Annotated in this window: 11 protein-coding genes; 7 read left to right on the top strand and 4 right to left on the bottom strand. The window is 68.8% G+C overall.

What is annotated here, in order from left to right; all coding sequences use genetic code 11:
• Positions 1-31 precede the first annotated feature (31 nt).
• Positions 32-1,306 carry an HlyD family efflux transporter periplasmic adaptor subunit gene (locus AB8810_RS14855; RefSeq protein ID WP_003470118.1) on the bottom strand — a complete coding sequence of 425 codons (1,275 nt, stop codon included), beginning with the start codon at positions 1,304-1,306 and terminating at the stop codon, positions 32-34.
• Positions 1,307-1,927: 621 nt separating this feature from the next.
• On the opposite strand from AB8810_RS14855, the gene AB8810_RS14850 reads away from it, so the two are divergent.
• A complete protein-coding gene (locus AB8810_RS14850) occupies positions 1,928-3,049 on the top strand; it encodes an alpha/beta hydrolase (protein WP_369914064.1) in 1,122 nt (373 codons plus the stop codon).
• Between the two features lie 25 nt (positions 3,050-3,074).
• Here AB8810_RS14850 and AB8810_RS14845 read toward each other — a convergent pair whose 3' ends face one another.
• The 3 genes from AB8810_RS14845 to cysS form a co-directional block, all read right to left on the bottom strand.
• Positions 3,075-4,322, bottom strand: a complete 1,248-nt coding sequence (locus tag AB8810_RS14845; protein ID WP_369914063.1) for an MFS transporter — start codon at positions 4,320-4,322, stop codon at positions 3,075-3,077.
• Positions 4,319-4,756 (bottom strand): SufE family protein, encoded by a 438-nt coding sequence (locus tag AB8810_RS14840; RefSeq protein WP_179563940.1) that lies wholly within the window; start codon positions 4,754-4,756, stop codon positions 4,319-4,321. The genes AB8810_RS14845 and AB8810_RS14840 overlap by 4 nt, the downstream gene beginning before the upstream one ends.
• A gap of 415 nt (positions 4,757-5,171) precedes the next feature.
• Entirely contained in the window at positions 5,172-6,599 is a 1,428-nt protein-coding gene (gene cysS / locus AB8810_RS14835) for a cysteine--tRNA ligase (RefSeq protein WP_369914062.1), read from the bottom strand.
• A 397-nt stretch (positions 6,600-6,996) separates the two neighbouring features.
• On the opposite strand from cysS, the gene AB8810_RS14830 reads away from it, so the two are divergent.
• The 6 genes from AB8810_RS14830 (at position 6,997) to AB8810_RS14805 (ending at position 13,266) form a co-directional block, all read left to right on the top strand.
• A complete protein-coding gene (locus tag AB8810_RS14830) occupies positions 6,997-7,521 on the top strand; it encodes a hypothetical protein (RefSeq protein WP_369916675.1) in 525 nt (174 codons plus the stop codon).
• 299 nt (positions 7,522-7,820) lie between these two features.
• Positions 7,821-8,852, top strand: coding sequence for an N-acetylornithine carbamoyltransferase (locus AB8810_RS14825; RefSeq protein ID WP_206259820.1), 1,032 nt, complete (start codon positions 7,821-7,823; stop codon positions 8,850-8,852).
• A 57-nt stretch (positions 8,853-8,909) separates the two neighbouring features.
• On the top strand, positions 8,910-10,145 hold the full coding sequence (locus tag AB8810_RS14820; RefSeq protein WP_369914061.1) for an argininosuccinate synthase: 1,236 nt from the start codon (positions 8,910-8,912) through the stop codon (positions 10,143-10,145).
• Between the two features lie 188 nt (positions 10,146-10,333).
• The gene (locus AB8810_RS14815; protein ID WP_191824633.1) at positions 10,334-10,786 is read left to right on the top strand and encodes a GNAT family N-acetyltransferase; all 453 of its coding nucleotides are present in this window, start codon (positions 10,334-10,336) and stop codon (positions 10,784-10,786) included.
• Between the two features lie 6 nt (positions 10,787-10,792).
• On the top strand, positions 10,793-11,890 hold the full coding sequence (locus AB8810_RS14810; protein ID WP_369914060.1) for an acetylornithine deacetylase: 1,098 nt from the start codon (positions 10,793-10,795) through the stop codon (positions 11,888-11,890).
• Positions 11,891-11,949: 59 nt separating this feature from the next.
• Entirely contained in the window at positions 11,950-13,266 is a 1,317-nt protein-coding gene (locus tag AB8810_RS14805; protein WP_179563946.1) for an acetylglutamate kinase, read from the top strand.
• The last annotated feature ends 4 nt before the right edge of the window (positions 13,267-13,270 follow it).

Below are 13,270 nucleotides of genomic sequence, written 5' to 3'. Positions count from 1 at the left end.
TCGTTCGCGCTGCGATCCTCGGCGTGGCGGCTCACGAACCGCTGCTCCAGCGATGCCCCATGCCGTACAGCGGTTCGAAGATCCATTCGACGATGCGGCGCCGGTCCAGCAGCATGTCCGCCTCCAGCGCCATGCCCGGGCGCAGCGGCTGTTGCTGCCCGTAGGCTTGCACGTTCTGGTTGGCGAGATCCACGCGCGCCAGGTACAGCGAGTCGGTCGATGGCGGCGTGCCGCCGCCGAGCAGCAGGGTCACCTCGCCGGGCATCAGCGCGCTGCGCGAGACGCTGCGCACCACGCCATGCTGCAGGCCGAATTTCTGATAGGGAAAGGCCTGGTAGTGCAGGGTGACCTCCACGCCCGGATGCACGAAGCCGACCGCCTGGCTGGGCACCAGCAGCTGCGCCTGCAGCCGCGAACCGTCGGGCACGATGGCCAGCAGCGGCTGCCCGAGCGACACCGACGCGCCGGGCTTGACCAGCAGCGAGGACACGATGCCGCTGGCCGGCGCGCGCAGCTCGCTGGCGCGGGTCGCTTCGTTCTGGGCCAGCGCCTGTTCGACCTGCGCCAGTTGCCGGCGCAGTTCGTTGAGCTTGGCCGAGACCGCCAACGGCAGCTGGGTCAACTGGTCGTCGAGCGCGCTCAGTTGTTGGCGCGTGCCGGCGTGCTGCTGCTGCAGCGAGCGCAATTGCGATTCGTCGGCGAGCAGGGCCGATTGTTCCTGCTCGACCTGCAGCGCCGGGATGTAGCCGCCGGCCACCAGCCCGGACCACTTGTTCACCAGGTCCTGGACCAGCGCCATCTGTTTCTTCTCGATCGCGATCTGCGCGTCGATCTGCGCCAGCTGATCCTTCAGCAGGGTTTGCTGGGCGCGGTTGTCCTCGGCCTGCTTGTCGCGCAGGGTGAGCGCATCGCCGATGTCCTGGCGCAGGCTGCCGGCCTGCCGTTGCAGCTGCGTGCTGACGCCGGCAGCGGTATTGCCCAGCGCCTTGCTGGTGTGTTCGCCGGACAGGGACACCAGGATCTGCCCGGCGACGACGCGATCGCCTTCGGCGGCGGCGACGTGGTCGACCACGCCGACGGTGTTGGCGGTCAGGCTGATCAGGCCGGCGCGCGGCACCAGCAGGCCGGTGACGTGGACGCGCTGCGTGTAGTGTCCGGCGAACAGCCAGGCGAGGATCGCGGCGCCGATGAGCAGCGCGGCGACCGTCCATGCCTGGGTCGAGACCGGCGTGGCCAATCGCACTGTCCCCAGCCATGCCTGGCTGGGTGCGTCCAGCACCTCGCTGCGAAAAAGCGAACCTTCCATTTCACTTCTCTCCGTATGAACTTCGCACGGGAAAATGCAGGCAAGCGGCGAACCTGGCGTTCCGTCAAGGACCCTGCCGCTGGTCCGGGCGCAACGGTTCCAGGCATGGCTTTCGCGAACCTTTCGGCATCGCGGCGCTGCGATCCGGCCATGGCGCGCGCATGCGCCGCCTGCTGCAAGCGAGTGAGACGGCGTGCGTAGTTCGCCCCTGGGACGCAAGGAAATCGACGTCGCTGCAGCGCTGGCGGGCGTGCGCGAGCGGGCTCTGCGCGTGTTGTAGACAAATGCGCTGGACCTGCCTGCGGCGACGCAGGCGCAAGCCGAAAAGGGCGAGGTTGCGCTGCTGCATCCTCGCCGCGCATGCCGGACCGCGACCGGGTTTAAATGCGTCTGTCATGCCGCCGCCGCAGACTGGACGCGTGGCGGACGGCCACGCTGCCGCCGCCTGCCGATGCTCGCCAATCGCCTTTCCTGCCCGCCGCAGCACGTGGCCGTCGTGGTCGTGCACGCTTCCGCGACGTGCTGGGTCCGTGCTGCCGGTGCCGAGGGCGCTACGCAAGCCACGCCGCTGCGTTCGCCGCGGGCGCGGCGCCATCCGCGGCAGGCTGCGGACATGTGCGCATGACCTCTGCACGAGTGTCCGTTGCGGCGCCGCCGCCACGCCCAAGCACGTCCCGCGTCTGGCGCTATGCGCGCTGGCCGCTGTTGCTCCTGCTGGTGCTGCTGGCGGTGCTGGCAGTGGGGCCGCGGGTCAGCCCGGCGCTGCCGCAGGTCGCGTTGCCGGCGGTGCCGCAGGATCCGCTCGCGCTGCAGGCCTGGCTGGACGCGCGCGAGCGGGCCACTGCCGGCCTGCGTGCGGACAACCAGGCGCGCATCGTCTGGGCCGACCCGGCGCACCCGGGACGCCGCGACTGCGCCATGGTCTATCTGCACGGCTTCACCGCCAGCCAGGGCGAGGGCGCGCCGACCCACCAACGCCTGGCGCGCAGCTTCGGCTGCAATCTGTATCTGCCGCGCTTGCCGGGGCACGGGCTGGTCGCCGCCGACGCCTTGCGCGGCATCGATGCGCCGCGCCTGCTCGGTGGCGCCGCCGAGGCATTGGCGGTGGCGCGAGTGCTGGGCCGGCGGGTGGTGGTGATCGGCAATTCGATGGGCGGCGCACTGGCGCTGCAGACCGTGGCCGCGCACCCGCAACAGGTGCAGGCGCTGGTGCTGTGGTCGCCGCTGGTGCGCGAGCACGGCGAGCAGCTGCAGCCGATGCTGTGGCCGTGGGGCGCGCAGCTGCTGCTGTGGTCGCGCAACGGCGGCGATCCGGTCATGCGTTACCCGGTCGACAGCGGCTACTGGGCCGACGCCACCCATGTCGACGGCTACCGCGCGCTGGCCGCGCTGACCCGCGGCGGCATGCTGCCGGCGACCTATGCGCGGATCCATGTGCCGGTGTTCCTCGGCTACTACTATCGCGACGCGCAGCATCAGGACGCGACGGTGTCGGTGGCGGCGATGCAGGCGATGTTCGCGCGACTGGGCACGCCGCCGGCGCTGCGCCAGGCGGTGGATTTTCCCGGCGCCGGCAATCACGTGCTGGCCTCGCCGATCCGCTCCAAGGCGGTGCCGGCGGTGTTCGCGGCGACCTGCCGGTTCCTGGCCGGCAAGGGCGGGTTGACCCAGCCGGCGAACGTGCCCGATTGCGCGGCGGCGTGGAACGCCGACGAGCGCCTGGACGCCGCCGCGGCGCGCTGAGCGCGACGCGGCGGCTACTGCGCCGTCACTGCAGTTCGCGCAGGTCCAGTTTGCGCAGCTTCGGCGCTTTCCAGGCGGTGGTCGCGACCACGCCCAGGGTCACGCAGCCGCCGATCACCACCGCCGGCACCAGGCCGACCAGCCGCGCCATGACCCCGTCGTAGAACGCGCCCAGCTCGTTCGACGAGCCGATGAAGATGCCGCTGATCGAGGAGACGCGGCCGCGCATCGCATCCGGCGTGGCCAGCTGCAGGATGGTCGAACGCACGATCACCGACACCCCGTCGCACATGCCGTAGACCAGCAGGATCGCCGCCGACAGCCAGAAATGCCGCGACAGGCCGAAGGCGATGGTGCACAGGCCGAAGCCGGTGACCGCCAGCAGCAGGATGCGGCCGGCGTTGCGCTGCAGCGGGCGCCGCGCCAGCCACAGCCCGACCAGCACCGAACCCAGCGCCGGCGCGCCGCGCAGGATGCCCAGGCCCTCCGGACCGTAATGCAGGATGTCGTGGATGAAGGCCGGCAGCATCGACACCGCGCCGCCGAGCAGCACCGAGAACATGTCCAGCGCCATCGCGCCGAGCATGATCTGGTTGGAGAACACGAACTGCGCGCCCTCGGCAATGCTGCGGAAGATCGGCGCGCGCGGGCCGTCGTTGATCGGCTCGGCCACGCGCAGCAGCAACAGCGACAGCATCGCCACGCCGGCCACCGCCATGGCTACGCCATAGGAAAGACCCTTGCCGCCCCAGCCGACCAGCACCCCGCCCAGCGCCGGGCCGATCACCATGCCGGTCTGGAACACCACGCTGCCGATGCTGGCGCCGCGCGCATACGCATCGCGCGGCAGCGTGCGCGCGAACAGCGCGTTGTACACCGGCGACAGGAACGCCCGCGCCGCGCCGGTCAGCGCGATCGCCGCGTAGATCGGCCACACGCCCTGCACCGGCAGCCAGCCGTGGGTCAGCGCGGTCAGCACGCCCGCGGTCGCGACCAGGCCGAGGCTGGCGAGCATGCCCAGCCGGCGCCGCGGCAGGTGATCGACCAGGTAACCGGCGAACGGCGCGATGCAGAAGAACGGCAGGATCTCGGCGAGTCCGATCAGCCCCAGCGAGAACGGATTGCGGGTGATCTCGTAGATGTGCCAGCCGACCGTGACCGCGACGATCTGGTAGGACAGCATCGCGCAGATGCGATAGGCCAGTACCAGCGCGAAGCCGGGATGCGCCAGCAGCGTGCGCAGGCTCTGTGCGGGCGGGAGCGGGGTGCTCATGCCTGCGCGCGCGCGCTGTCCTGGATGAATGCCAGGATCGCGGCCAGGCCGTTGCTGCGGGTCGGCGACAGGTGCTTGCCCAGGCCGATCGCGGCGACGAAGTCCGGCGCGGTGGCCAGGATCTGCGCGGCGCTGCGCCCGGAGTAGACCCGCAGCGCCAGGTAGATCAGGCCGGAGACGATCGCCGAATCGCTGATCGCATGGAACACCAGCCGCTGCGCATCGCCCTCGGGCACGATCCACACCATCGACTGGCAGCCGTGCAGGCGGTGCTGCTCGGTCTTCCACTCCTCGGGGAACGCCGGCAGCTTGCGACCCAGATCGATCAGGTACTGGTAGCGCTCGGACCAGTCGCCGAAGAAGCCGAATTCCTCGGCGATGGCGGCCTGCGCGTCGGCGGGCGTGGGTTCGAGCGGGAAATCGGTATCGGTCATCGCAAATCCAGAATCAATCGGTAAAGCCCCTCTCCCTCCGGGAGAGGGGTTGGGGTGAGGGGAGGGGCGCAGCCTCGCGAGAAATCGACGGCAGTCGCTTCGCCCGCCGTCCTATCGGCGCTGCCGTACCCTCATCCGCCCCTTCGGGGCACCTTCTCCTGATGGGAGAAGGGAGGACTCAGCGTTGCGCGGTGTCTTCGAGCGCCATGTTCGAGCGGGAAATCGGTATCGGTCATCGCAAATCCAAGATCAAGCGGTAAAGCCCCTCTCCCCCCGGGAGAGGGGTTGGGGTGAGGGTACGGGCGCAGCCTCGTGAAAAATCGACGCCGGTTGCTTCGCCCGTACCCTCATCCGGCGCTGCGCGCCACCTTCCCCCGAAAAGGGGGCCGTGGTCCCGATGGGAGAAGGGAAAATCTCAGCTGCGCTTCCACCGCACGCCTTGCGCGGTGTCTTCCAACACCACGCCTTCGTCGGCCAGCGCCTGGCGGATCGCGTCGGCGCGGGCGAAGTCGCGGTTCTTCTTGGCGGCACTGCGTTCGTCGATCAGCGCCTGGATGCGCGCGTCGTCGCCGTCGCCGACGCCGCGGTTGAACCAGGCCTCGGGCGTCTGCTGCAGCAGGCCCAGCGCCAGGCCTGCGCCGAGCAACTTTGATCGGAGCGCCAGCAATTCAGGAAGGTGTGCCGAACGTTCGGCACCGTGCGCGAGCTGATTGCGCACGGCACGTGCCTCGGTGGCGATGCTGGCAAGGACCGACAACGCCAGCGGAGTATTGAGGTCATCATCCAGAGCGGCTTCCACTTCGTCAGGAATGGCCGTCTCCTTCATTGGTTCTGGGTTATCTGGGGAGCCGAAGACATCCAGGTCGCGCAAGGTGCCGTACAGCCGGTCCAGGGTGTTCTTGCACTGCTCGATCAGCGCATCGGACCAATCCAGCGGCTGCCGGTAGTGCGCGCTCAGCAACGCATAGCGCAGCGCTTCCGGCGGATGCCGGGCGATCAGGTCGTGCACGGTCTCGATGTTGCCCAGCGACTTGCTCATCTTCGCGCCGCTGAAGTTGAGCATGCCGTTGTGCAACCAGAACCGGGCGAAGGTGGCGCCGCCGTGGGCGCATTCGCTCTGCGCGATCTCGTTCTCGTGGTGCGGGAACTGCAGGTCCACGCCGCCGGCATGGATGTCGATGGTCGGCCCCAGGTGCGCGGCGGCCATCGCCGAGCATTCGATGTGCCAGCCGGGACGGCCGCGGCCCCACGGCGAGTCCCAGCCCGGCAGATCGTCGCTGGACGGCTTCCACAGCACGAAGTCGCCCGGGTCGCGCTTGTACGGCGCCACCTCGACGCGGGCGCCGGCCAGCATCTCCTCCGGGTCGCGCCGCGACAGCTTGCCGTAGCCGGCGAAGCTGGCCACCGCGAACAGCACGTGGCCCTCGGCGGCATAGGCGTGGCCGCTGCCGATCAGCCGCTCGATCATCGCCACGATCTGCGGGATGTGCGCGGTGGCCTCCGGTTCCAGGTCCGGCGGGGTCACGCCCAGCGCGGCCATGTCCTGCCGGTAGATGGCGGCGAAGCGGTCGGTGATGGTGGCGATCGGCACGCCCTGCGCCTGCGCGGCGGCGTTGATCTTGTCGTCCACGTCGGTGATGTTGCGCGCGTAGCGCAGCGCGCCGTAGCGGCGCCGCAGCAGTGCCGCCAGCACGTCGAACACCACCGGGCCGCGCGCGTTGCCGATATGCGCATAGTTGTAGACGGTGGGCCCGCAGACATACAGCGTGGGACCGGCGACCGGATCGAGCGGTTCGAAGACATCGACCCGGCGGGTCAGGTTGTTGTGCAGGCGCAGGCTCATCGGCATCGGGCGTGGGGAAGCCTTGCGATTCTACCGGCAGCGGCCCAGGGCGTCTCATCCCTTCCGGGCTGGGCCGCGTCGTGTCCGCCGGGTCGCCAGCGGGCGGCGGCGCGCCGTACGACGGACATGGCCAGGTCCAGTCGCACCGCGCCGGCTGGCGACCTGCCTGGCCCGACCCGAAGAACCGCGCTTGCGCGCGCCGGCCGCCGCGCCATCGCAGGTGTCGTCTTCCTAGCGCTTTCTTGTCGGCATACGCACGAAATCGGTGCGAACTGCGCCCGGAAATGGAGCTGTCCGGGACAGGCCGGGACAGGCCACGGGGCCGTAGGCTTGCGTTCAGCCCGACGCAAGCTGCGATGCCTACACTGATCGATCTGTCCTTCGAAGCCCGGTGCCGATGCGTCCGTACCTGTTGTTGCCGCTGGTCGGCCTGTTCGCATGCGCCGCGCCGGCCTGGGCGCAGGACAGCGAGGCGCGCAACCGCGTGGTGGTGATCGAGAACGTCAAGCTCGACTACGCGCAGGTGCTGAACGTGGAGCCGGTCTACCAGACCCTGCGCGCCACCCGCACCGAACAGCAATGCGACCCGGTGCAGACGCCGGCCCCGACCCCGGCGCCGGCCAAGCCGGAGGACGACAGCCGCCTGAACCGGCTGATGGATTCGGTCAAGGACATCTTCAGCCGCCGCCACGAAGAGGCACCGGCGCCGGCCGCCGCGCCGGCGCCGGCGTCGAGCGGGCGCAATTGCCGCACCGTCGAGGTCGGCCGCGAGTTCCGGCGTCCGATCGCCTACGACGTGGACTATGTCTACAAGGGCACCAAGTACCGCTCGCGGCTGCCGGAGGATCCGGGCAACCGGCTGCGCATCCGCGTGTCGGTGGCGCCGTACGTGCCCGACGCGGTCGTGGTGCCGCCGCGATGAGCGCGCGCGCTTGCGCCTGCGGCGTGCGCGTGCGAGGATGCGCGCCGATGAAAGCGAACCTGCCCCAGCACGATCTCAGCGCCGCACGCATGGCTTCGGGCATGACGTCGCGCGCGCGTCGACCGGAATCCCACATCCTGGCTGGGTAACCGGAGCGCTGTGCCGTTCGTTCTGAAAAACCCAGCCCGAGGCTGGGTTTTTTCGTTTTCATACCCCGGAAAGGTTTCACCCGTAAAGAACTACAGCGCGTCCCGCGCACGCCACCGCCGCGGTGGCTCCACGCAGCAAAGGATGGATCGATGTCTCTGAAGCACTTCTTGAACACCCAGGACTGGAGCCGGGCCGAGCTGGACGCGCTGTTGACCCAGGCCGCGCTGTTCAAGCGCAACAGGCTGGGCAGCGAGCTGAAGGGCAAGTCGATCGCGCTGGTGTTCTTCAACCCGTCGATGCGCACCCGCACCAGCTTCGAACTGGGCGCGTTCCAGCTGGGCGGGCATGCGGTGGTGCTGCAGCCGGGCAAGGACGCGTGGCCGATCGAGTTCGACCTGGGCACGGTGATGGATGGCGACACCGAGGAGCACATCGCCGAGGTGGCGCGGGTGCTGGGCCGCTACGTCGACCTGATCGGGGTACGCGCGTTCCCGAAGTTCGTGGACTGGTCCAAGGACCGCGAGGACCTGGTGCTGAAGAGCTTCGCCAGGTACTCGCCGGTGCCGGTGATCAACATGGAGACCATCACCCACCCGTGCCAGGAGCTGGCGCATGCGCTGGCGCTGCAGGAGCATTTCGGCACCCAGGACCTGCGCGGCAAGAAGTACGTGCTGACCTGGACCTACCATCCCAAGCCGCTGAACACCGCGGTGGCCAATTCGGCGCTGACCATCGCCACCCGCTTGGGGATGGACGTGACCCTGCTGTGCCCGACCCCGGACTACGTGCTGGACCAGCGCTACATGGACTGGGCGGCGCAGAACGTGGCCGAGAGCGGCGGCTCGCTGCAGGTCAGCCACGACATCGACAGCGCCTACGCCGGCGCCGACGTGGTCTACGCCAAGAGCTGGGGCGCGCTGCCGTTCTTCGGCAACTGGGCGCCGGAGAAGCCGATCCGCGACCAGTACCAGCACTTCATCGTCGACGAGCGCAAGATGGCGCTGACCAACAACGGCGTGTTCTCGCACTGCCTGCCGCTGCGCCGTAACGTCAAGGCCACCGACGCGGTGATGGATTCGCCGAACTGCATCGCCATCGACGAGGCCGAGAACCGGCTGCATGTGCAGAAGGCGATCATGGCGGCGCTTGCTTCGCAAGCGGGAATAGGGAAACGGGAATAGAGAATCGGTACAGCAACAGCGTTAGCCCCCACTTTTACGCGTGATAAGGAAACAACCATGAGCACTGCTTCTTCCATTCCCGATTCCCCACTCCCCATTCCCGGCACCAAGGACATCGTCCTGGCCTTCTCCGGCGGCCTGGACACCAGCTTCTGCATTCCCTATCTGCAGGCCAAGGGCTACGCCGTGCACACGGTGTTCGCCGATACCGGCGGGGTGGACGACGAGGAGCGCGACTTCATCGAGAAGCGCGCCGCCGAGCTGGGTGCGGCCAGCCACGTCACCGTCGATGGCGGCCCGGCGATCTGGAGCGGCTTCGTCAAGCCGTTCGTGTGGGCCGGCGAGGGCTATCAGGGCCAGTACCCGTTGCTGGTGTCCGACCGGTACCTGATCGTCGATGCCGCGCTCAAGCGCGCCGACGAGCTGGGCACCAAGATCATCGCGCACGGTTGCACCGGCATGGGCAACGACCAGGTGCGCTTCGACCTGGCGGTCAAGGCGCTGGGCGACTACGAGATCGTCGCGCCGATCCGCGAGATCCAGAAGGAGCACACCCAGACCCGCGCCTACGAGCAGAAGTATCTGGAGGAGCGCGGCTTCGGCGTGCGCGCCAAGCAGAAGGCGTACACGATCAACGAGAACCTGCTGGGCGTGACCATGTCCGGCGGCGAGATCGACCGCTGGGAAGCGCCGGGCGAGGGCACCCGCGGCTGGTGCGCGCCGCGCAGCGCGTGGCCGATCGAGCCGCTGACGGTGACCTTGAAGTTCGAGCGCGGCGAAGCGGTGGCGGTGGACGGCAAGCCGCTGGAAGGCGCCAAGCTGCTGGCCAAGCTCAACAAGCTGTTCGCTCCGTACGGCGTGGGCCGCGGCATGTACACCGGCGACACCGTGATCGGGCTGAAGGGCCGCATCGTGTTCGAGGCGCCGGGCCTGATCGCGCTGCTGGCCGCGCATCGCGCGCTGGAAGATGCGGTGCTGACCAAGCAGCAGAACCGCTTCAAGCCGGAGGTGGCGCGCAAGTGGGTGGAGCTGGTCTACGAAGGCTTCTACCACGATCCGTTGAAGACCGACCTGGAGGCGTTCCTGGATTCCTCGCAGGCCAAGGTCAACGGCGAAGTCACGCTGGAAACCCGCGGCGGCCGCGTCGATGCGGTGGCGGTGAAGTCGCCGCACCTGCTCAACGCCAAGGGCGCGACCTACGCGCAGTCGGCGGACTGGGGCGTGGCCGAGGCGGAAGGCTTCATCAAGCTGTTCGGGATGAGCTCCACGCTGTACGCGCAGGTCAACCGCTGAGGATAGAGCCCCTCTCCCTTCGGGAGAGGGGTTGGGGTGAGGGTGCGGGCGAAGCCTCGCAACATTTCGACCTGCAAGCTTCCCCGCACCTTCACCCGCTCGCGCGAAATTCGATTCACTAGGCTTCGCCCGTACCCTCATCCGCCCCTTCGGGGCACCTTCTCCCGGTGGGAGAAGGAACTGGCTTGATGGAACCCATGCACGCACTGCGCATCAGCATCGACAAGCAGGAACTGGATCTGCCGCTGATCCATCGCTTCCTCAGCGAACAGGCCTATTGGTGCCTGGGCATCCCGCTGGACACGGTGCAGCGGGCGATCGCCGGCTCGCTGTGCTTCGGCGGCTACGTCGAGGGCGCAGGGCAGGTGGCGTTCGCGCGCGTGATCACCGACGGGGCGACCTTCGCCTACCTGGCCGACGTGTTCGTGCTCGATGCGTACCGCGGCCGCGGCTACGGCAAGCAGCTGGTGGCGGCGATCATGGCCCACCCGCAGCTGCAGGGCCTGCGCCGCTTCATGCTCGCCACCTCCGACGCGCATGCGCTGTACGCCCGGCACGGCTTCGCCGCGCCGGCGCGGCCGCAGTCGCTGATGGAAATCGCCTATCCCGACCTCTACCGCACCAGCGCCACGGCTGCCTGACCCGCCATGACCGATCTGCTCGAACCCACCCTCGCGCACCTGCACCAGCTGGTGTCCTTCGACACCCGCAATCCGCCGCGCGCGATCGGCACCGGCGGCATCTTCGACTACCTGCGCGCGCAGCTGCCCGGGTTCCAGGTCGAGGTGATCGACCACGGCGCCGGGGCGGTCAGCCTGTACGCGGTGCGCGGCGCGCCCCAGTACCTGTTCAACGTGCACCTGGACACGGTGCCGGACTCGCCGCACTGGAGCGCCGACCCGCACCTGATGCGGCGGACCGACGACCGGGTGATCGGCCTGGGCGTGTGCGACATCAAGGGCGCGGCCGCGGCGCTGGTCGCGGCGGCCAATGCCGGCGATGGCGATGCCGCGTTCCTGTTCTCCAGCGACGAGGAAGCCAACGATCCGCGCTGCATCGCCGCGTTCCTGCAACGCCGCATTCCCTACGAGGCGGTGCTGGTGGCCGAGCCGACGATGAGCGAAGCGGTACTGGCGCATCGCGGCATCAGCTCGGTACTGATGCGCTTCGCCGGCCGCGCCGGGCATGCGTCGGGCAAGCAGGATCCGTCGGCCAGCGCGCTGCACCAGGCGATGCGCTGGGGCGGCAAGGCCCTGGACCATGTCGAGTCGCTGGCGCATGCGCGCTTCGGCGGCCTGACCGGCCTGCGCTTCAACATCGGCCGGGTCGAGGGCGGGATCAAGGCCAACATGATCGCGCCGGCGGCGGAGCTGCGGTTCGGTTTCCGGCCGCTGCCGTCGATGGACGTGGACGTGCTGCTGGCGACCTTCGCCGGTTTCGCCGATCCGGCCGCCGCGCACTTCGAGGAGACCTTCCGCGGGCCGAGCCTGCCCTCCGGAGAGATCGCCCGCGCCGAGGACAAGCGCCTGGCCGCGCGCGACGTCGCCGATGCGCTGCACCTGCCGATCGGCAATGCGGTGGACTTCTGGACCGAGGCCTCGCTGTTCTCGGCCGGCGGCTACACCGCGCTGGTCTACGGCCCGGGCGACATCGCCCAGGCGCACACCGCCGACGAGTTCGTGACGCTGCAGCAGCTGCAGCGCTACGCCACCTCGGTGGACCGCATCATCAACGGCGTGCGCTGAGCGCGCGCCGCCGGGGCCACGGCCCTTCCATCCCGGATCACGGAACCGCCATCACCGCCATGCACGCCAACAAGCAAACCCGCCAGACCATCGTCCGCCTGCTCTCGAGCATGGCCAGCGCCAAGGAGATCAGCCAGTACCTCAAGCGCTTTTCGCAGCTGGACGCCAAGCGCTTCGCCGTGGTCAAGGTCGGCGGCGCGGTGCTGCGCGACGATCTGGAGGCGCTGACCTCCTCGCTGTCGTTCCTGCAGGAAGTCGGGTTGACCCCGATCGTGCTGCACGGCGCCGGTCCGCAGCTGGATGCGGAGCTGTCGGCCGCCGGCATCGAGAAGCAGACCGTCAACGGCCTGCGGGTGACCTCGCCGGAAGCGCTGGCGATCGTGCGCAAGGTGTTCCAGGCCTCCAACCTCAAACTGGTCGAAGCGCTGCAGCAGAACGGCGCGCGCGCCACCTCGATCACCGGCGGCGTGTTCGAGGCGCAGTACCTGGATCGCGACACCTACGGCCTGGTCGGCGAGGTCAAGGCGGTGAACCTGGCGCCGATCGAGGCCAGCCTGCAGGCCGGCTCGATCCCGGTGATCACCAGCCTGGGCGAAACCCCGAGCGGCCAGATCCTCAACATCAACGCCGATTTCGCCGCCAACGAACTGGTGCAGGAACTGCAGCCGTACAAGATCATCTTCCTCACCGGCACCGGCGGGCTGCTCGACGAGGAGGGCAAGGTGATCGATTCGATCAACCTGTCCACCGAGTACGCGCACCTGATGCAGCAGCCGTGGATCAACGGCGGCATGCGGGTCAAGATCGAGCAGATCAAGGATCTGCTGGACCGCCTGCCGTTGGAATCGTCGGTGTCGATCACGCGCCCGGCCGACCTGGCCAAGGAACTGTTCACCCACAAGGGCTCGGGCACGCTGGTGCGGCGCGGCGAGAAGGTGCTGCGCGCCACGGCGTGGGGCGAGCTGGACACGCAGCGGCTGAAGTCGCTGATCGAATCCAGCTTCGGCCGCACCCTGGTGCCGGACTATTTCGACAAGACCCGGCTGCTGCGCGCCTACGTCAGCGAGAACTACCGCGCCGCGGTGATCCTGACCAACGAGGACGGCTACACCTACCTGGACAAGTTCGCGGTGCTCGACGACGCACAGGGCGAAGGCCTGGGCCGCGCGGTGTGGAACGTGATGCGCGAGGAAACGCCGCAGCTGTTCTGGCGCTCGCGCCACAACAACCAGGTCAACATCTTCTACTACGCCGAATCCGACGGCTGCTTCAAGCAGGAGAAGTGGAAGGTGTTCTGGTACGGCTTGGAGAACTTCGAGCAGATCCAGCACTGCGTGGCGCATTGCGCCACCCGCACGCCGACCTTGCTGGGCTGATCGC

The sequence above is a fragment of the Xanthomonas sp. NCPPB 3005 genome (assembly GCF_041228095.2).
In the GTDB taxonomy this organism is placed as follows: Bacteria; Pseudomonadota; Gammaproteobacteria; order Xanthomonadales; family Xanthomonadaceae; genus Xanthomonas_A; species Xanthomonas_A bonasiae.
The sequence above is the reverse complement of the archived record's forward strand: the minus strand, read 5'-3'. Positions and strand labels throughout refer to the sequence as shown.